The following is a 19817-nucleotide window of genomic DNA, read 5'->3' on the forward strand; positions in this document are numbered from 1 at the left end:
AAATGAGACCTTAGGGCCTGTTTATCTTTCAGAGCCACCACTGCTGGAAGCTGTTTTTCCGTCCAACAAGGCAGAAATGATGCGATGTAGTTGTTCTACATAAATCATTTCCAACACAGGAGGGCGGAAAAATAGTCCCAGCCCTACGGGTTAAGGCTGAAAATGCACCACTCTGCGTTACTCGTAGTTTTATTTAGAGTGACTACAAAAACGTCCGGAACGTTTTTGAGCGTAAGCCCCTTAGGGGTGAGATACATGGATGTATCTCACAAACTGCATTCCTCGCACCTTGATTGGCGCATTTTCAGTCACAACAGAGGCGGCTATGAAAGATCAACAGACCCTAAGCCAGTTCCAGGTCGATTTTCTTTTCATCCAGATCGACTCGTACCACTTTAACCTTAATGGAATCACCCAAACGATAGGATTTGCGTGATCTTTCACCCATCAAGCGATGGCCGCTGGCATCAAACTGATAGTAATCGTTTTTCAGTGCAGTGACATGAACCAGACCTTCAATGTAGATATCACTCAGTTCCACAAATAAACCAAAACCCGTAACACCGCTGATCACACCTTCATGAACTTCACCAACTCGATCACGCATATATTCGCACTTGAGCCAGTCAGCCACATCACGTGTTGCCTCATCAGCTCTACGGCTAGCCATTGAACAATGTTCGCCTAGCTGAACCATAGCTTCTTCCGAATAATGCCAGGCGGCCTTTTTCTGTTTAGTAATCGTATGCTTGATTGCACGATGTACTAACAAATCCGGGTAGCGTCGAATCGGTGACGTGAAATGTGCATAAGCCTCGAGACCAAGACCAAAGTGACCCAGATTATCAGGAGAATAAACAGCTTGTTTCATACTGCGCAACATAACTGTTTGTAGCAAATGTCCATCAGGACGATTGCTGACCGTTTTCAATAGAGAGGCATAATGGCCGGGCTCGGGCTCATCTCCACCCCCTAAAAACAATCCCAATTCCCCTAAAAACTCACGTAAGGCGGATAGCTTTTCAACCGAAGGCACTTCATGAACACGATATAAAACCGGCAGTTTGCTGGCGAGCAGATATTTTGCCGCGGCGACGTTGGCGGCAATCATGAATTCTTCAATTAACCGATGTGCGTCATTGCGTTGACGTGGTTCGATTGAGGAAATTTTCCGATTCTCATCAAACATAAATTGCGTTTCGGTCATTTCAAAATCAATTGCTCCACGTTTTTCGCGAGCTTTGAGCATGACATGAAACAGTTCATACATGGTTTCCAGCCCCGGAAGTACATGGGCGTATTGATTGCGTAATTCGCTATCATTTTCTTGCAGAATGCTGGCAACTTGCTCGTAAATCAGCCGTGCCTTGGAGTTCATTACTGCTTGATGAAATTTGTAGGATTCAATCTCACCTTCCTGATTGATGATCATTTCGCAGGCCATGCATAAACGGTCAACCTCAGGATTCAATGAACACAAGCCATTGGATAGTGCTTCAGGCAGCATTGGAATGACCTGACTTGGAAAGTACACTGAAGTGGCGCGTTCCTGGGCATCTTTATCGAGATTATCGTCAGGTTTCACGTAATAGGAAACGTCAGCAATAGCCACCCATAAACGCCAGTTACCAGAGTCCAGTTTTTCAGCATAAACTGCATCGTCAAAGTCACGCGCATCAGCACCGTCTATGGTGACTAGCGGTAATTCGCGCAAGTCGAGGCGATCTTGAATAGCATCCTGAGGAATGGTTTCACCGAAACTTTCAGCCTGAGCCAGTGCTTTTGGAGACCAGACATGCGGCAATTCAAAACTGCGAAGTGCAATATCGATTTCCATACCTGGCGCCATATGATCGCCTAATACGGAAACGATTTTGCCCAAAGGCGAGCGATGTTTATTCGGATGTTCAGTAATTTCTGCTTCGACTATTTGTCCGTCTTTGGCGTCCATTAAGTCGGGAACAGGAATCATAATATCCTGGCTGATGCGACGATTATGCGGAATTAAATAATAAAGGCCGGCATCTTCCTGCAAGCGACCAACCACGGTCTGGTTGGCACGTTTGACTATTTCAACAATCGCGCCTTCTCTTCGGCCACGACGGTCGGTGCCGCTGATGCGAGCTAATGCACGATCACCATGCAAAACCACCCGCATTTCACGTTCGCTGAGAAATAAATCCTCACCGCCTTCGTCAGGAATTAAGAAGCCAAAGCCATCGGGATGCCCCATCACACGGCCACTGACCAGATTCATTTTAGAGACAATGCCGTAAGCATTTTTGCGATTACGCAGAATTTGTCCGTCACGCTCCATGGCGCGCAGACGGCGACGAAGTGCCTCGGTTTGTTCTTCCCCTTTGATGTCCAGAAGTTTGGAAAGGTTTTTCCGGGAAACAGGGGCTTTGTGTTGTTTTAGGAGCTCGAGAATAAATTCACGGCTAGGGATGGGATTATCGTATTTCTCGGCTTCACGACCCTCAAAAGGGTCAGTTATGTTTTGTTCAGTCATTGACAGTTTTTATCTCGATCTATATGATGCGCGTCTTCTTGCCCAGGTGGCGGAATTGGTAGACGCGCTAGCTTCAGGTGCTAGTGTACGTATGTACGTGGGAGTTCGAGTCTCCCCCTGGGCACCATTCCGAATTTTTCTTTATTGTCACCAGACCATTTTAACTGCTATTGGTCCTTTCAGGTGAATCTTTCTCGTTCCACATTTCCATATTCTGATTATTAATGCTATTGAACCTGTTTTAAGGTTACGATATTGTGCAAGTTAACATACCGTATCAAGGTACATTCCTAGTGTGCCCAACGGAAAATCAGCCTTTGCACAGTGAGAATGGACATGGCAACTTTTATTGACTCGATTGATGAGCGTACCAAACTAGCAGGCACAAATCACCTTGAAGTTTTGCTATTCAGTCTTGGTACTAATGATGATACCGGACGAAATGAACTGTTTGGTATAAATGTGTTTAAAGTTCGTGAAGTGCTTAATGTCCCTGAAATCACAGGCGCCCCTGAAATGCCTGATGGCATTGAAGGTTTTGTAAGTCTGCGTGGCGATATGGTGCCGATCATTAATTTGCAAAAATTCTGTAAATTAAAATCTCATGAAACCCCAAAAATCCTGATGATCACCGAGTATAACACCCATGTACAGGGCTTTCTGGTGACTTCAGTTGATACTATCCAACGTTTAAGCTGGCAGCAGGTTAAAGAACCACCTCCATTGATTTCCAAACGTCTGGGCGGGCTGGTCACCGCGGTGGCTGAATTACAGGATAAACGTCTGGTCATGATCATGGATGTGGAAAAAGTACTGGCCGATACCGGCGACTTTTATGATGAGAATGCTTTTGAAGGCATTGAAAAAATTGAAAACGGTAAAAAATACAAAGTGTTATATGCCGATGATTCAAATGTTGCTCGTAAACAGATTACACAGACATTAGACAAGTTGGGCGTTGGCCATGTAGGCGTAGTGAACGGTGCACTGGCCTGGAAAATGCTCGATAAACTGGCGACCCAATGTGAACAGGAAAACCGGAACATTACGACGGAAATTCAAGTGGTGTTAACCGATGTGGAAATGCCTGAGATGGACGGCTATGTCCTGACACAGAAAATCAAAGCGGATCCGCGTATGGCCCATTTACCGGTGATTATGCATTCTTCCCTGACAGCGGTTGCCAATCAGGCAATGGGTCGGGGAGTGGGATCAGATGCCTATGTATCAAAATTTCAACCACGTGAATTGGCAGCAACCATTCGTGGTTTTATTGAAAGTACTCATTAGTGTTTTATACCATTTTAATATGGAGGCTGTTCCAACAGCGTAAATGAGTCTTTTCGATTATCCGAACTGTTGAAGGCAACAAATAATGCAACATCGTCATAGCAGTATACGAATTGTCGACAATCTTGCCGAAATTACCCGACATCACGATCGGCAGGTACTGGAAAAAAGTCTGCTCAAAACTCTCAATGAATTGTTTCCGGCACAATCACTACGTTTATTTAGAATCAAACGCCATGATCTGATGCACGATATCAGTCTGCTGGCTTTTTGTGTAAATGATGTTATTTCATCTTCCGAACAGCATCCCAAACTGAATCAGGAAACGGCGGATGAGCTTACTGCCGCAATGACAGAAGCGATTGATAAAGAAGATATTGTTTCTTATCGTCCTGCTGAAGAAACTGGCTGGAATGTGATTTATCCCGCATATGATTCACATGGTGAAATATTCGCCAGCCTGGTCCACCATTGCCAGGAATTGCCATCCAGCATTGACCAACGACTGGTCCATGGAATTCTCAGGGTGTATGCCAATTATCTGGCGTTAATTGATAAATCTCAACGTGACAAATTAACCGGTTTATATAACCGGGAAACGCTGGATGAAGAAATAACCAAGATTCTCGTCAATCAGAGCAGTGAACTTAACAAGCTGATGGCTTCACCAAATGATTCACGACGCCGTCGCTATGCTATTAAGCATTGGTTAGGCGTTGTGGATATTGATAAATTTAAAACCATCAATGATACCTACGGCCATTTATACGGTGATGAAGTGATCATTCTGGTCGCAAGGCTGATGACTTCGGGCGTTATCCGTGATGATGATCTGATTTATCGCTTTGGTGGCGAGGAGTTTGTGGTGTTACTTAAAGCTGCAAATGAAACGGATGCAATGCAGGCTTTTGAAAGAATACGCAGGGTAGTGGCGGAGCATAGCTTTCCTCAGCTTGGTCAGGTCACTGTCAGTATTGGTTTTGTGGAAGTTTCCGCACAATTATCGCCAACGGATGTTATTGGACAGGCCGATGAGGCGCTGTACAGCGCCAAAAACGAAGGTCGAAATCAAGTGCAAAATTACCATAGCCTGGTGGCAGAAGGTAAAATTAGCGAGCCGAAAAAAATAGCGAGTTCAGACGTTGAATTATTTTGAAAAAATCCCAGGAAAAATATGAGCTTACGTAATCTGTTGTTGGCTGACAAAATTATTATCGAACTGGATAAAGCATTAACTACTCTGGCTGGGACCCCACCATCAAGTGGCAGAGATAACCCGGCAACAAATATAGAAGAAACACCCCTTACCGATAATGAACGTCGGCAATCAGTTGCATTGATGCGAGTGAATCATGCGGGTGAAGTATCTGCCCAGGCTTTGTATCAGGGACAGGCATTAACGGCAGAACTGACCAATGTTCGCGAATCGATGCGTCAGGCAGCCGCTGAAGAAAACGATCACTTGTTATGGTGCGAAAAACGTATTGATGAACTGGAGGGGCGTACCAGCCTGTTAAATCCGTTGTGGTACGTCGGTTCTTTCGTGATTGGTGCCGTGGCAGGAAAAATTGGTGATAAATGGAGTCTGGGGTTTGTTGCCGAAACTGAAAAACAGGTTATAGAACATCTCGATGAGCATCTCGGCAAGATGAGTGATGCGGATCTGCGCAGTCGTTCAATTCTTGCGCAAATGCGTGAAGATGAAAGTCATCATCAGCAAACTGCTTTAGCTGCCGGCGGCGCTCAATTGCCATGGCTGGTGCAGAAAATCATGCAGCCAATGTCGAAAGTGATGACCCGCAGCAGTTATTGGCTGTAAGCTGACGTCAATAGATTGTCGTAAACTTCAATGAAATATTGAAACGTCCCGCCTGTTCTTCAGAAGGCTCAACTCTGACCACTTCAGCCTGTGCAACAAAGTCGGCCAGGTCCGGATTATGACTTTTAATGCTGATATCCAGTATTTCCCCCTCGCTAACCATTTCATCCGCTATCAAACTTAAACCGCTGGCGCTTAAATCGAGTCCTTCTGCCTGAAAACTTTCTGTGGTATCCGGACGCTTTATCTGTACCGGACCGTTGACGCGCATTCGGAAATAATTGCGTTTTTCTTCAAAATCCTGACCTGCCATAATTTTTATCCCTTATCGATGCAGTTGCCTATCAGATGCCCCTAGCCTAAGCTAAGTTCTGTTCATTCGTCCAGAGATATCCATGTCTGTAACTCACTTAAACGCGTCACAACTGTATCACGGCTGCAATCCGGCTGATCTGCCCTTCAAAACTACCGCTACAGTGGAGCCTTTAACAGGCTTGATTGGCCAGGACAGAGCCCGCGAAGCAATTGAATTTGCAGCGAATATTCAAGCAGATGGTTATAACCTGTATGTGATGGGGGAGGCCGGCATGGGTAAAAAGTCGCTGGTCAGTGAATATCTCACCAAACATACTGCCAACCGGCCTGATGCAGAAGATTGGGCTTATTTACATAATTTTGATTTACCTCAACAGCCTAAATCATTGTCATTACCCGCCGGTGATGGTGCGCAGTTAAAACTGGATATCGAGCGGGTTATCAAAGCGCTACAGCAACAATTACCTCACGCTTTTGATGACGAATATTATCGGGGAAGAGTAAGGGCAATTGAAGAAGCCAGTCGCCAGCACCGGGTACGCTTGTTTGGTGCACTGCAGACTGAAGCGGATAAACAGGGCGTTGTACTGCTTAGAATGGAAGATGGCAGTTACGCCTTTGCAGCTCAGCATGAAGGGGAGCCTTTATCTGGCGAAGATTTTGAAGATCTGCCCTATGCCAAGAAAATGGAAACGGAAGAGGCTATCGCGAAATTACAGGTGTCAATGCAGGATACCCTGATTGAAATTCATGAATGGGAACATGACACGGTAAATAAGATTACCGCGCTGAATGATCAGGTTGCGTTAGAAGTGATAACCCGGCAAATCGATTTTTTACGCCATGCTTATCCAAAATCCGAGCCGTTACAGAATTATTTTGATGATATGCAATTTGATATTCAGAGGAATATCGAGATGTTCCTCAAAAATGAAGAGAGGCAGGAAGATGTTAATGTCGATAATTGTCTGAAGCGCTATCAGATTAACCTGATTGTGGATAATGCCGATCTGCATGGAGCTCCGGTGGTGTATCTCAATCAACCAAATCATCAGAATCTATTGGGCTGTGTTGAAAACATGGCAATGATGGGTGCACTGGTGACTGACTTTACCTTGATTAAGGCGGGCGCATTACATCGTGCCAATGGCGGCTTTTTAATTGTTGATGCCGAAAAGCTTCTGGAGCAGCCTTTTGCCTGGGAGGGGTTGAAGGCAGCGTTAAAAGCTTCCGAAATACCCCTGGAAAACCTTGAACGAACCTATAGTCTGGTGGCAACGGTTTCACTAGAACCTGAACCAATCCCGCTTTCAGCCAAAGTGATTTTACTGGGGAACCGGGATCTTTATTATCAACTGTATGAATTGGATCCCGAGTTTGCTGGATTATTTAAAGTGCTGGCTGATTTGGAAGATGAATTACCGCGTACGGCTGAAACACATATGCAAATGGCAAAATTGATTGCCTCAACAGCAATGAATGAGCATTTGCCCGCTTTGCAGCAGAGTGCAGTGGCATTAATGATTGAATATGCAGCGAGATCAATTAATGATGGGCAACAAATGTCGCTGCATATTGCTGATATGACTGATCTGTTGCGTGAAGCCGCCTATTGGACTCGCAAATACCAACAGGCTGAAATTACTGCTGATGCGGTGAATCATGCCTGGCAACAGCGTCTCAGAAGGGTGGATCGCGTTCGTTCAGTGGTTTATCAGCAAATACAGCGGCAGATTATTCAACTGGATGTGAATGGCAAGCATATCGGTCAGGTCAATGGCTTATCGGTATTGAGCATCGGCAGTTTTCATTTTGGTGAACCTACCCGCATCACTGCCAGTTGCCGATATGGTGATGATGCGATTATTGATATTGAAAGAGAAGTGGAGCTGGGGGGCAACCTGCATGCAAAAGGTGTGATGATTCTGGCTGCTTATCTGGGGTCTTTTTATGCGGCAGATAAACCGCTATCCATGGCTGCCAGTATTGTGTTTGAACAGAATTATGGTGAGATCGATGGCGATAGTGCAACAGTCGCTGAGCTGTGTGCTTTATTATCTTCTATTGCCAGAATTCCACTCAAACAATCTATCGCTATTACCGGATCAATGAACCAGTTCGGGCAGGTTCAGGCTATCGGTGGCGTTAATGAAAAGATTGAGGGCTTTTATGATGTCTGTTGTCTGGTGGGAATGACAGGCACACAAGGCGTGATTATTCCCCGCAGTAATATGCAGCATCTGATGCTGAAACCCGAAGTCAGACAATCCGTTGAGAATGGTCTGTTTCATATTTACGCTGTCGATGACATCAGCGATGCTATCAATGTGCTGAGTGAATATGAGGCTGGCGAAGCAGACGAACAGGGCAACTATCCTGAAAACAGTTTTAATGGCGCTGTCGCGGCAAGACTGGCCAATTGGGCGGAGCTGCACAAGCATGATAAAGACAGTAGCCATGAAGCAAGTGATTAGGGCTGATTTTATCTTCATCACCGCCTTGTCGGACAAGAAATAGTCACCAGCAATAGCGGAGATGAAAGATAAACAAGCCTTAGGCTATAGTTACGGTCAGGTCAGCCGTTAACCTCTACAGGCAAACACGCATAAATTGTATAGGTATGTCAGTTATGAAAAATCAATTTTTTATCAAGTCTATAGGTTTGATGCTTGGTTTTATGGTGTTACCAGTACAGGCGTTAACACCTGTTCCCGTGCCGACTGAGCCAATTTATTATGAACCGCCGGTAGTGCAAATTACCGATGAAATCCGCAAGCATAGCTGCGTTGAAATTGATGGTGCTATCAACCAGCTTCATCCATATCGTTATAGTTACAAGCCTGGCTTTTACGAGGATGGCAGTAATAAACTGGCCGCGACATTAATTGCTTTTGATACGATCCCGATTGTTGAGGGATGGTTGGGTCTGGCCTATCTGGGATATTCTTCTCTGGTAGATGAAAAAGAGGCCAGAAGAACACAGCAAGTGGAACAGAAAATAGCTATGTTGCAGCGGGTAAAAGCTGAAAAGCATTGCTTTGAATAATTAGATTATTTCGCTGTCTCATCGCATGGTTTTACTTGTAGTAGGCTTCACTTCTGGGGTAGTATCAGTTTGTAAAACTACCCAAAGAGGTAAACGCAATGAGTAGCACAATAGATATTAAAACAAAGTGGTACGAGAGCAATCACGCAACAGTTGATAGCATTAAAGCTAAGTTGCAATCCGCAAACGCAGTGAGAGATAAAATGAAAAAACTGCCTTGGTACAAAGCGGCACAGAATCCTGTAAAGCATTCTGAACGTCCGTGGTATGAAGCGAACATGGTGAAGCATCTTGATACCAAGAAAAAATGGTATGAAGCCAATTTGCGTACTGCTGTTGAAGCAGTGCGGGCGAACCGTCATTGGTATGAAGCGAACCTGGATAAAACGCCTACACAAACCCATTGGTATGAATTTGCTGATTCACAATACAGTGATTTGAAAAGGCGTTGGCAACAGGCCAACCTGGCAAAATTCCGTGAGCAGCACAGTAAATGGTATGAAGCCAACCTGGATCAGACGCCAACGGAGAAACACTGGTATGAGTTCAGTGATGAGCAGACTGCCAGTGATAAAAAATGGTATGAAGCCAACCTGCAAGCGGCTCGGGAAAGCCATCAAAAATGGTATGAAGCGAACCTGCATCCCGATCCACATGCGGATATCAAAAAGAAATGGTATGAAGCTAATATCAGTCTGGCACGTACCCAACAAATCAAGCGTGACTGGTTTGCCTACAATACCCATGTTGCTCGTGAAAATTCCAAATGGTATGAAGCGAATCAGCGTCCAGCTCAACAGCGCGATACGCATTGGTACGAAGCCAATATGGTGGATCATCTTGATAGCAAGAAAAAATGGTATGAGGCCAATTTACGCACAGCAGTAGAAACGGTTAGAGCGAATCGTCACTGGTATGAAGCCAATTTGGACAATACGCCTACGACTACCCATTGGTATGAGTTCAAAGAAGCGGGCGATACCGATTGGAAAAAACGCTTCCAAGAAGCTAATCTGGCCAAATTCCGTGAACAACACAGTAAATGGTATGAAGCCAATCTGGATCAGACGCCAACCGATAAACACTGGTATGAATTCAGTGATGAGCAGACGGCCAGTGATAAAAAATGGTATGAAGCCAACTTGCAGGCCGCTCGTGAAAGCCATCAAAAATGGTATGAAGCGAACCTGCATCCCGATCCACATGCAGATATCAAAAAGAAATGGTATGAAGCTAATATCAATCTGGCCCGTACCCAAAAAATTAAACGTGATTGGTTTGAAAACAATATGCGTTTAGCGCGCGAAGCGCAGAAAAACAAAGATAAATAAAACGTCTTACATGTCATTATTAAAAACAGCTGGTTTAACCGACCAGCTGTTTTTTTTTGGGAGAGTTATACAGGATGAAAATCACCTGCTTTACCGTTGGTGCATTTCAGGTCAATACCTATTTAATCGAGGATGAGACGACTGGTGATGCAGCAGTAATCGATACCGGCGAAACAGATGAATTAGTGCAAAAGTTGCTGTCAATCAATCCTCGTCCCCGCATACAGATGATATTGCTAACACATGGTCACCTGGACCATGCAGGAGGCCTGGTCTACTTACAATCGCAATTTGATGTGCCGACCTACCTGCCGCGAAACGAGGTTCCATTATTTGAGACATTACCGATACAGGGGGACTGGTTTGGCGAGCCAGCATTTAATCGGCCATGTGGACGAATTGACCATTTTGTCGACGATGGTGATGAAATTCAGCTGGGGAATACCAAACTGAGGTTTATCTCGACCCCTGGGCATACACCAGGCCAGGGTTGTTACTATGACGAGCAGGATATCTTTGTCGGTGACACCTTATTCTCTGGCAGCGTTGGACGCACTGACCTACCTATGGGGAATCCGGCTATAATGCAGCAAAGCTTACAACGGTTAATGCAATTACCCGGGCATTTGCGAGTGCATAGTGGTCATGGACCGGTCACAACCATTTCCCATGAGAAACAACATAATCCTTTTTTAACGTTTTTGAGACATGCATAAAAAATGGCGAATACAGATAGATTAATTGAAGGTTTTCAACGTTTTAAAAAACAATACTTTGGTCAGGACAGCCGACTTTATGCCAGTATGAAAACGGGGCAGCCAGCGAAAACCTTAATGGTTGGCTGTTGTGATTCTCGAGTTGATCCCGCGATTTTGACAGATTGTGATCCTGGGGATTTATTTACCGTCAGAAACGTCGCCAATCTGGTGCCACCCTGTGAGAATGATGGTTTACATCATGGCACCAGCTCAGCACTTGAATTTGCCGTTAATAATCTTGAAGTCGAAAACATTATTGTCATGGGGCATGCCAACTGTGGTGGTATACGTGCGCTGTGGGATGATGATGGACAACAAAACTCAAAATTCATCCATCAGTGGGTTTCAATTGCACAACCGGCAAAGGACTGGGTTAATTCGCACGCTGATGGCGATGAGGCCAGTCAGTTAAAGGCCTGCGAACAACGTGCAGTGCTAGTTTCGCTGGATAATTTGATGAGTTTTGAATGTGTTCAGCAACGGGTAGAAGAGGGTCGTTTGACCTTACACGGCTGGTATTTTGACTTGGCAGCAGGAGAGTTGCTTTGTTTTAATTCCCAAACCGGCCAGTTTGAACCGGTTCAGGAATAGCGTTTCAGGGACTTACTGAATATCTGGGAGCTGACCTGCAGGTTGTGTTCCCATTGAGTCATCTAAGTTTTCCGGCAGAGCTTCTTTCTGCTTTTTCTCAGCGGCATCAGTTTCGTTATCGTCTTCGATAATCTCTGCTTCATCTTCGCCTAGGCCAAACACATTAAATATGCCATTGAAGAAACCGGTTTTCTTCTCGTTTAACGGAACCACCACGTTAGTATCAGTGCGCTGTTCTTCCGTTAATTGGATGTTTTCAACAATCTGGGTATTGCCATCAATGTAGTCAAGCGTTTCTGCTTCATCAAAATACAAAGTGATGCGACGCTGCTCGCGTGTACCGTTTCCGGGGTGGAAACTGTATATGTAATCCCAGCGATTCGGATGGAATACATCAATTAACATCGGTGTTCCCATCACAAAAGATACCTGGCTTTTAGTCATGCCAGGTTCGAGCTTACTGAGCATTTCCTGTGTAACCTGATTGCCTTGTTGAATATCAATTCGATAAACACCAGGGATTTTGTCTTTGCTACAGGCGCTGAGAGTGAGAATAACCAAGGAAAGGCTATAAATAAGCAGGCTTTTCATTTAGTATTTGTTTCTGTGTTGATGACCAAAGTGCGATGATACGCTATTCGTAACTATTCTACGAGGCAACAATAATAATGGAAAGACAAGATTTAAGAAAAGCGGGATTGAAAATTACTCTGCCACGTTTAAAGGTGCTGGAGATTCTTGAACACTCCAAACAGCGCCATTTAAGTGCTGAAGATGTCTATAAGGCTTTGCTGGAAATGGGAGAGGAAATCGGTCTGGCAACTGTTTACCGAGTGCTTACGCAATTTGAGGGTGCAGGGCTGGTTTCACGATTAAATATTGATGGTGGACATGCGGTCTTTGAACTGGAAGATGGCGAACATCATGATCATTTGTTCTGTGTGAAATGCAATCGCATTATCGAATTTTATGATGAGGTGATTGAAGAGCGGCAAAGAGAGATTGCCAAGGCGAATGGGTTTGAAATGACCGATCACAGCCTTTACATCTATGGCATTTGCAACCGCGAAGACTGCAAAAAAGAACGATAAATCAGTTTTGTCCCTGATCCAGCATCTCCTCAGCATGTGAACGAGTTTTCTGGGTCAGGTTCATTCCGCCCAGCATCCGGGCAATTTCCTCAATGCGTTGTTCACGATTAAGTTCGCTGATTTCAGTATGGGTTTTATCTTCACCCAGAATCTTTGTAACCTGCAGTTGCTGATGAGCTTGTGCCGCGACTTGAGGCAAATGAGTAATACAGATCACCTGCTGGCTTGATGCCAGTAATTTGAGATGTTGACCAACAATTTCAGCAACGCCGCCGCCTATTCCCACATCAACTTCATCAAATATTAACGTAGGAACGCTACGTTTTCCTGCAGTAACTACCTGAATGGCCAGGCTTATCCGTGCTAATTCACCTCCCGATGCAATTTTGCCCAATTCTCCTGCCGGCTGGCCGGGATTGGTGCTGACCAACAATTGAATTTGATCCGCACCATGTTCACTGAATTTGCCATCTTCAAAGGGTGTGATAACAAATTCTATACGGCCAGCAGGTATGGCCAGTTGTTGTATGGACTGGGTAATGGTCTCCGCCAGAGGTTTAGCATGTTTTTCTCTGTTTGCACGGATCTGTGCAGATAAGTCCAGACATAATTTTTCCTGGGCTTTGAGTTGCTGAGACAACTTTGTCTGATTTTGCTGGGATTTTGACAGGCTATCCAATTCATCACACAAAGCCTGATAATGGGCAGGTAAGGCCTCAATTTCAACATGATGTTTACGCGCCAGATCATGTAACACAGCTAACTGATCTTCAACGGCTTCCAGCCTCGCCGGATCCAGATCCGCACTGTCCAGATAATGACGTAGCGAAGTGGCCGTTTCATCAAGGTTGATTGCCGCACTGTTCAGCGTCTCAATGATCTCGGTAAAACGGGGTTCGTATTGTTGTAACTTTTCCAGCTCGGTCAGTGCTGAACCAATCAGATCGTAAGCCGCACCATGCTCCTGCTCAAATAAATTATGCAGTGTTGATTCGCTGGTATGGAGAAGTTGAGCAGCATGTGCAAGCTGTTGCTGGTCCTGTAGCAGTAAGTTGATGCTCTCGTCTGTCAGTGCTAACGGTTCAAGCTCACTGACCTGATAGTTTAATAATTCCTGACGTGCCAGTTGCTGTTCAGTTTGCTGACGGATTGCAGCCAGTTGCTGCTGAATTTTTTGCCACTCGGCATGGGCTTGTTTTAATGATTTAAGCAGGGCTTTATTGTTAGCGACAATATCCAGAAGTTCGCGCTGAGTCTCCGTCCGTAACAAGGATTGGTGTTCATGCTGTCCATGAATATCAACACTTAATTCACTGATATTACGTAGTTGGGTTAATGCAACCTGTCGGGCATTGATATACGCTTTGGAGCGACCATCACGGCTGATTGTTCGGCGCAGATGACATTGATCTTCATCATCAAGTTCTTGTTCTTTAAGCCACTGTTGAAGCGGCAAGTTACTGCTGATATCAAAACTGGCTTCTATTTCAGCACGTTCACTTCCATGGCGTACCATATTTGAATCAGCACGATCCCCCAGTACCAGACCAAGGGCATCCACCAATATGGATTTACCGGCCCCGGTTTCACCCGTTAGTGAAGTCATGCCGGATTTAAAAGTTAAGGATAAATCTTCTACCACCGCCAGCTGGCGAACAGTTAACGCTATCAACATGTCAGTTTTCGGCCCCATTCCAGTTTGGCACGCAAAATTGAATAATGATCATGATCTTCAAGATGCAGTAAATCTATACGGTTTAGATGACGCTGAATTCGGACAGTATCGCCAGGTTTAAGCTCGTGGCCAGGACGTCCGTCACAAGTGACCATTGCTGTGGTAATGTTATTTTCACTTAATGTAATGTCAATAATGCTGCTGCCCGCAATCACTAGAGGACGATTGCTCAAAGTGTGTGGACAAACTGATGCTAACACCACCGCATCCAAATCAACATCAAGAATCGGACCTCCCGCTGACATGGCATAAGCGGTTGAGCCGGTGGGCGTAGCAACCACTAATCCATCAGCACGTTGGCTGTTTAAAAACCGTCCATTGATATGGGTTTCAAATTCAATCATATGTCGGCTTTGATGTGAATGCACCACTACATCGTTCATGGCAATGCTAATTGGATCTTCAGCATTATTCAGGTGGGCTTGTAACAAAAACCGATTGTCATGCCGATATTGGCCGTCAAGAATTCGACCTAACTGAGATTGCAGATTATTCAGGGTGACATCAGCTAAAAAACCCAGCCGGCCAACATTTACGCCAACAACCGGTAAATCAAATCCTGCCAGGGCTCGTGAGGCAGATAGCATGGTGCCATCCCCGCCAATCGCTATAGTTAAATCACATTTTGAAGGAAACTCTGCGATCGAAATAACTTCCAAATCAGGTAAAAAACTTATCGGCTCGTTGCAAAATACCTGTAACTCTCTGGATATCAGGAATTCATTTATTTGAATTACAGCAGTTTCCAGGACAGGATCATCCTTACGGATGAACAGGCCGATACGTTTAAATGTGTTATTCATCATCGAATTTGCATTTGAGTTTTATCAAAAAATAGTCAGCTGATGGTAATGGTTTTGTCATCAAATCCAAAGCAAAATTGACCGCTTAATAAAAACTCGGTGAACGTTACTATCTCTGAGTCTTATAGATGCTAGAATATGTCGATTTAATCCAATCAATCAATGAGGATACACATGGCGACTGAACGTACTCTGTCAATTATCAAACCGGACGCGGTAGCAAAGAATGTTATTGGTGAGATTTACTCACGTTTCGAGAAAGCTGGTCTGTCTATCGTAGCAGCCCGTATGGTGCATCTTACACAGCAGCAAGCTGAAGGCTTTTACGCGGAACATAAAGAACGTCCATTTTTTGGCGATTTGGTGAGTTTTATGACTTCTGGCCCTGTCATGATTCAGGTTCTGGAAGGTGACAATGCGGTTATTACTCATCGCGATCTGATGGGTGCAACCAATCCTGCTGATGCGGCACCTGGCACCATTCGTGCTGATTTTGCGCAAAGTATTGATGAAAATGCTGTTCATGGTTCTGATTCTGCTGAAAGTGCAGCACGTGAAATTGCGTATTTCTTTACTGATGATCAATTGTGCGCTCGCACACGCTAATCAATAACTGATGGCAACTGCACTGACCAATCTGCTTGGTCTGGATCTGAAAGGTCTGGAAGGGTTTTTCATCGAAATCGGTGAGAAACCCTTCCGTGCGCGTCAACTTTTACAATGGATTCACCAATATCGTGTCACTGATTTTGCCCAGATGAGTAATCTGAGCAAATCGTTGCGCGAAAAACTGAGTCAGATTGCCGAGATACGCGTACCCGAATTGTTACACGAGCACATATCCACTGATGGAACCCGTAAATGGATCATCAAAATGGATGGTGATAATTCCATTGAAACGGTATTTATTCCGGAAAATGGTCGTGGGACTTTATGTGTGTCCTCTCAAGTGGGATGTGCCTTAACCTGTACTTTTTGTTCAACCGGTCAACAAGGTTTTAATCGCAACCTCAGTGCTGCCGAGATTATTGCTCAGTTGTGGATTGCCAATGAGGCTTTAGGTAAAGACCCCAAAGGCAATCGAATGGTCACCAATGTGGTGATGATGGGCATGGGAGAACCGCTGACAAATTACAATAATGTGATTTCAGCGATGAATCTTATGCGTGATGATTTGGCATATGGTATTTCCTGGCGACGGTTAACATTGAGCACCTCAGGTGTCGTGCCAATGATTGATCGTCTGAAAGAAGATTGCCATGTCAGTCTGGCCATATCATTACATGCTGCGAACGATAAATTACGCAGCGAGATTATTCCGTTAAACGATAAATACCCGATTGCTGAATTATTAGCGGCTTGTAAACGATATGTGACGGGTGAGCAATTGCGTCGTCACATCACAGTTGAATACGTGATGCTCGCAGGAATTAATGACTCGGAAAAGGATGCACGGGATCTGATCCGGATTTTGAAAGGCATACCGAACAAAATCAATCTCATTCCATTTAACCCCTTCCCGGGCACCGATTACCAGTGCTCTTCAAAAAATGTCATTAATCGTTTTAAAGAGCAGTTGATCGCGGCCGGTCTGGTTGCGACTGTACGAAAAACCCGTGGTGATGATATCGTGGCAGCCTGTGGTCAACTGGCAGGCGAAGTTCAGGATAAAACTCGTCGTACTCAAAGATTAGCTGAACGGGAGGTTGTTTTCGTCCGATGAAATCATTTTTGAAAATAGGTTTTCTGGCGACATCAATCATAATGCTTACCGCATGTGGTACAACCGGGCCACGTGAGCATATTGCGCCGGATCCCAAGGCGGCTGAATTGAATATGCAATTGGGATTGAGTTATCTGCAACGTGGTGATTATGAAATCGCCATGGAGAAGCTTAATAAAGCGTTGAAACAAAATCCAAATTTACCCAGTGCTCACAATACTATCGCCTTGCTTTATCAACGACTGGGTGAAGATGAAAAAGCCGAAAAACATTTTAAAGAAGCAGTTAGCAGAGCTCCGGAATATTCCGAAGCACAAAATAACTATGGTGTGTTTCTGTGCCAGCAAGGCAAATATGTAGAGGCTGAAAAGCGGTTTTTAAAATCCGTGGAAAACCCGCTCTATCAAAGTGCTGCCATGGCCTATGAAAACGCTGCACTCTGTACCAGACAAATTCCGGATCTGGTCAAAGCTGAATCCCATTTCAGACGGGCGTTACAGATCAATCCAAATCTGAGTAAATCATTAATTGGGATGGCTGATTTGAGCTATGAACAAAAGAATTACATGCAGGCACGCGCTTATGTTCAGCGTTACAGTAGTGTTTCTCCGTGGACACCACAGGCTTTACTAACCGCGATTAAAACTGAATCCAAATTGGGCAATGAAGACGCCGTATCAAGTTACGAGTTAATTATGCGAGCCCGTTTTCCGGATTCTGATGAAATGCGCATGGTCAATGAAGGTATTTAACGTTTATGACTGAGAGTCATTCAGAAGAACCAAATGTTGTTTCATCATCAGTGGACGTTGGTAGACGACTGCGGGAAGCTCGCGAAGCAAAAAAAATCTCGGTTTCTGATGCGGCAGCCCAGTTGAGGGTGACTCGCAGCGCCATTGTCCATCTCGAAGAACAAGACTGGGATAAGCTGCACGGTCGAACCTATGCCCGTGGTTATTTCCTGAGTTATACAAAGTTTTTGGGGCTTCCACAGGATGAAATGCTGGCAGGTTTTAATATCGAATTCACCGAGACTGATAAAAGAAGCCCATCGGTAGCACCAATTCAACAGATTAAACCTGCAAAATCAACATTCCCCTGGCTGCCTTTGATATTGCTGATTACCGTGGCAGTTTTGACCTGGTTTGCCTACCAGCAATGGCAGGCGACGCAAATTGTACAGAATAATGAGCCGGCAGAGAGAACACTGCTTGAACCATTGGATGAGCCGGAAACCGAGAATAATGTTAATCCTGTTCCAGTGACTGAGTCTAATGATATCAGCCTGGAGGAACAACCTTTATCACCAGATGAAACCGATACATCTGAGCCAACTTTGGATACCGCGGATACCGCCCTCGATGAACCATTTGAAGCTGAGATAACCCCACCTGCAGAAGTTGAAGATGCAGAACCTGCTACAGCAGAAGCTACAACTGAAAAGAACCTTATCATTGGTTTGGATGCAGATTGCTGGGTTGAAGTCAGAGATGCCAGTCAGCAAGTTCTGATTAGTCGTGTGGTCAGAGCAGGTAATACGGTCGAATTGACCGGTACGCTACCTTTACAAGTTTCATTGGGGCAGGCGAATGCCGCTTCTGTCAGATTTGATGGCGATATCATCGATATTACTGAATACACTCGCGGTAATGTGGCTCGATTTACCTTGGGAGAAGATTCTTAATGCAAACTGCTTCACCGATAAAACGTCGAAAATCACGTCAAATTATGGTTGGTAATGTCCCGGTAGGCGGTGATGCGCCGATTGCCGTTCAAAGCATGACCAATACCGAAACAACAGATGTTGCTGCCACCGTTGATCAGATCCAGAGATTACAGAAAGTGGGTGCTGATCTGGTTCGGGTCTCTATCCCTTCAATGGATGCGGCAGAGGCTTTTGGTGCGATTCGTAAGTTAGTGGATATCCCTTTAATTGCCGATATTCATTTCGATTATAAAATTGCGCTGCGGGTGGCTGAGCTGGGTGTTGATTGCCTGCGTATTAATCCGGGCAATATTGGTCGCGAAGATCGGGTGCGGGCTGTTGTCGACAAGGCACGAGATTTTGGTATTCCAATCCGCATTGGTGTCAATGCCGGTTCATTGGAAAAAGAATTACAAAAAAAATATGGTGAACCAACGCCTGAAGCTTTAGTCGAGTCGGCCTTACGCCATATTGATATTCTGGATCGCCTTAATTTCCCGGATTTTAAAGTTAGTTTGAAAGCATCTGATGTGTTCATGACAGTGCATGCCTATCGTCAACTGGCTGACCAGATTGAGCAGCCTTTGCATCTGGGTATCACCGAAGCAGGAAGTCTGCGCAGTGGAGCAGTCAAATCAGCGATAGGTCTAGGTATGCTACTTGCGGAAGGCATTGGCGATACCATTCGAGTTTCATTGGCCGCTGATCCTGTCGAAGAAATTCGCGTCGGTTTTGATATTTTAAAAAGCCTGCGCATTCGCAGCAAAGGAATTAACCTTATTGCCTGCCCATCCTGTTCCAGACAGGAATTTGATGTGATTTCAACAGTCAACGCTCTGGAAGCCAGACTGGAAGATATTATTGAACCGATGGATGTGGCTGTTATCGGTTGTGTGGTAAATGGCCCAGGTGAAGCTAAAGAAGCGGCAATTGGTCTGACTGGCGGTTCACCCAATCTGTTATATCGTGATGGTAAACCGCATCATAAATTAGATAATGAATCATTGGTTGATCAGCTGGAAAAAGAAATTCGTCAACGGATTTCGCTGCGAAGTGAACAACCCGAAAAAGTAATTCCGATAAAGGACATAAGCTAAA

19 protein-coding genes and 1 tRNA gene are annotated in these 19817 nt (G+C 44.9%); 15 read left to right on the forward strand and 5 right to left on the reverse strand.

Features of this window, described 5'->3' with window-relative positions:
- Nucleotides 1–343 precede the first annotated feature (343 nt).
- The gene (rnr, locus tag B3S93_RS04845; RefSeq protein ID WP_292399499.1) at nucleotides 344–2512 is read right to left on the reverse strand and encodes a ribonuclease R; all 2169 of its coding nucleotides are present in this window, start codon (nucleotides 2510–2512) and stop codon (nucleotides 344–346) included.
- 40 nt (nucleotides 2513–2552) lie between these two features.
- Between rnr and B3S93_RS04850 the strand changes: the two genes are divergently transcribed.
- From B3S93_RS04850 to coq7, 4 genes are all read left to right on the forward strand, one after another.
- A tRNA-Leu gene (locus B3S93_RS04850) sits at nucleotides 2553–2639 on the forward strand.
- Between the two features lie 209 nt (nucleotides 2640–2848).
- Nucleotides 2849–3802: a chemotaxis protein gene (locus B3S93_RS04855; protein WP_292354180.1), complete on the forward strand. Its 954-nt coding sequence runs from the start codon at nucleotides 2849–2851 to the stop codon at nucleotides 3800–3802.
- Nucleotides 3803–3887: 85 nt separating this feature from the next.
- Nucleotides 3888–4958, forward strand: coding sequence for a GGDEF domain-containing protein (locus tag B3S93_RS04860; RefSeq protein WP_292354182.1), 1071 nt, complete (start codon nucleotides 3888–3890; stop codon nucleotides 4956–4958).
- A gap of 18 nt (nucleotides 4959–4976) precedes the next feature.
- The gene (coq7, locus tag B3S93_RS04865) at nucleotides 4977–5621 is read left to right on the forward strand and encodes a 2-polyprenyl-3-methyl-6-methoxy-1,4-benzoquinone monooxygenase (RefSeq protein ID WP_292354184.1); all 645 of its coding nucleotides are present in this window, start codon (nucleotides 4977–4979) and stop codon (nucleotides 5619–5621) included.
- Between the two features lie 7 nt (nucleotides 5622–5628).
- Here coq7 and B3S93_RS04870 read toward each other — a convergent pair whose 3' ends face one another.
- Nucleotides 5629–5934: a PilZ domain-containing protein gene (locus tag B3S93_RS04870; RefSeq protein WP_292354186.1), complete on the reverse strand. Its 306-nt coding sequence runs from the start codon at nucleotides 5932–5934 to the stop codon at nucleotides 5629–5631.
- Nucleotides 5935–6016: 82 nt separating this feature from the next.
- Here B3S93_RS04870 and B3S93_RS04875 point away from each other — a divergent pair, with 82 nt between their 5' ends.
- The 5 genes from B3S93_RS04875 to B3S93_RS04895 all read left to right on the forward strand — a co-directional run bounded on the left by B3S93_RS04875 (nucleotide 6017) and on the right by B3S93_RS04895 (nucleotide 11662).
- A complete protein-coding gene (locus B3S93_RS04875) occupies nucleotides 6017–8410 on the forward strand; it encodes a Lon protease family protein (RefSeq protein WP_292399496.1) in 2394 nt (797 codons plus the stop codon).
- Between the two features lie 155 nt (nucleotides 8411–8565).
- On the forward strand, nucleotides 8566–8982 hold the full coding sequence (locus B3S93_RS04880; RefSeq protein ID WP_292354190.1) for a hypothetical protein: 417 nt from the start codon (nucleotides 8566–8568) through the stop codon (nucleotides 8980–8982).
- 203 nt (nucleotides 8983–9185) lie between these two features.
- Entirely contained in the window at nucleotides 9186–10313 is a 1128-nt protein-coding gene (locus tag B3S93_RS04885) for a hypothetical protein (protein WP_292399494.1), read from the forward strand.
- A gap of 74 nt (nucleotides 10314–10387) precedes the next feature.
- Nucleotides 10388–11029, forward strand: a complete 642-nt coding sequence (locus tag B3S93_RS04890) for an MBL fold metallo-hydrolase (RefSeq protein WP_292354193.1) — start codon at nucleotides 10388–10390, stop codon at nucleotides 11027–11029.
- Between the two features lie 3 nt (nucleotides 11030–11032).
- Nucleotides 11033–11662: a carbonic anhydrase gene (locus tag B3S93_RS04895; protein ID WP_292399491.1), complete on the forward strand. Its 630-nt coding sequence runs from the start codon at nucleotides 11033–11035 to the stop codon at nucleotides 11660–11662.
- A gap of 12 nt (nucleotides 11663–11674) precedes the next feature.
- Here the strand turns inward: B3S93_RS04895 and B3S93_RS04900 are convergent, their stop codons facing one another.
- The gene (locus tag B3S93_RS04900) at nucleotides 11675–12253 is read right to left on the reverse strand and encodes an outer membrane protein assembly factor BamE (protein WP_292354197.1); all 579 of its coding nucleotides are present in this window, start codon (nucleotides 12251–12253) and stop codon (nucleotides 11675–11677) included.
- A 71-nt stretch (nucleotides 12254–12324) separates the two neighbouring features.
- Here B3S93_RS04900 and fur point away from each other — a divergent pair, with 71 nt between their 5' ends.
- Nucleotides 12325–12753, forward strand: a complete 429-nt coding sequence (fur, locus tag B3S93_RS04905) for a ferric iron uptake transcriptional regulator (RefSeq protein WP_413466493.1) — start codon at nucleotides 12325–12327, stop codon at nucleotides 12751–12753.
- A gap of 1 nt (nucleotide 12754) precedes the next feature.
- On the opposite strand, the gene recN is transcribed toward fur, so the two are convergent.
- Nucleotides 12755–14428, reverse strand: coding sequence for a DNA repair protein RecN (gene recN, locus B3S93_RS04910; RefSeq protein ID WP_292399488.1), 1674 nt, complete (start codon nucleotides 14426–14428; stop codon nucleotides 12755–12757).
- Nucleotides 14422–15294 carry an NAD(+) kinase gene (locus tag B3S93_RS04915; protein WP_292399485.1) on the reverse strand — a complete coding sequence of 291 codons (873 nt, stop codon included), beginning with the start codon at nucleotides 15292–15294 and terminating at the stop codon, nucleotides 14422–14424. The genes recN and B3S93_RS04915 overlap by 7 nt, the downstream gene beginning before the upstream one ends.
- Before the next feature lie 171 nt (nucleotides 15295–15465).
- Here B3S93_RS04915 and ndk point away from each other — a divergent pair, with 171 nt between their 5' ends.
- Genes ndk through ispG form a run of 5 tightly spaced genes read left to right on the forward strand, consistent with a single transcriptional unit; the run spans nucleotide 15466 to nucleotide 19816 of the window.
- Nucleotides 15466–15897, forward strand: coding sequence for a nucleoside-diphosphate kinase (gene ndk, locus B3S93_RS04920; RefSeq protein ID WP_292354205.1), 432 nt, complete (start codon nucleotides 15466–15468; stop codon nucleotides 15895–15897).
- Between the two features lie 10 nt (nucleotides 15898–15907).
- The gene (gene rlmN, locus B3S93_RS04925; protein ID WP_292354207.1) at nucleotides 15908–17014 is read left to right on the forward strand and encodes a 23S rRNA (adenine(2503)-C(2))-methyltransferase RlmN; all 1107 of its coding nucleotides are present in this window, start codon (nucleotides 15908–15910) and stop codon (nucleotides 17012–17014) included.
- A complete protein-coding gene (gene pilW / locus B3S93_RS04930) occupies nucleotides 17011–17766 on the forward strand; it encodes a type IV pilus biogenesis/stability protein PilW (RefSeq protein WP_292399482.1) in 756 nt (251 codons plus the stop codon). Before rlmN ends, pilW begins: the two co-directional genes overlap by 4 nt.
- Nucleotides 17767–17771: 5 nt before the next feature.
- Nucleotides 17772–18698: a RodZ domain-containing protein gene (locus B3S93_RS04935; protein ID WP_292399479.1), complete on the forward strand. Its 927-nt coding sequence runs from the start codon at nucleotides 17772–17774 to the stop codon at nucleotides 18696–18698.
- Complete coding sequence (gene ispG, locus B3S93_RS04940; protein ID WP_292354211.1) at nucleotides 18698–19816, forward strand: flavodoxin-dependent (E)-4-hydroxy-3-methylbut-2-enyl-diphosphate synthase; 1119 nt, start codon at nucleotides 18698–18700, stop codon at nucleotides 19814–19816. Before B3S93_RS04935 ends, ispG begins: the two co-directional genes overlap by 1 nt.
- The last annotated feature ends 1 nt before the right edge of the window (nucleotide 19817 follow it).

It is taken from the genome of Methylophaga sp. UBA3613, assembly GCF_002375415.1.
Taxonomy (GTDB): domain Bacteria; phylum Pseudomonadota; class Gammaproteobacteria; order Nitrosococcales; family Methylophagaceae; genus Methylophaga.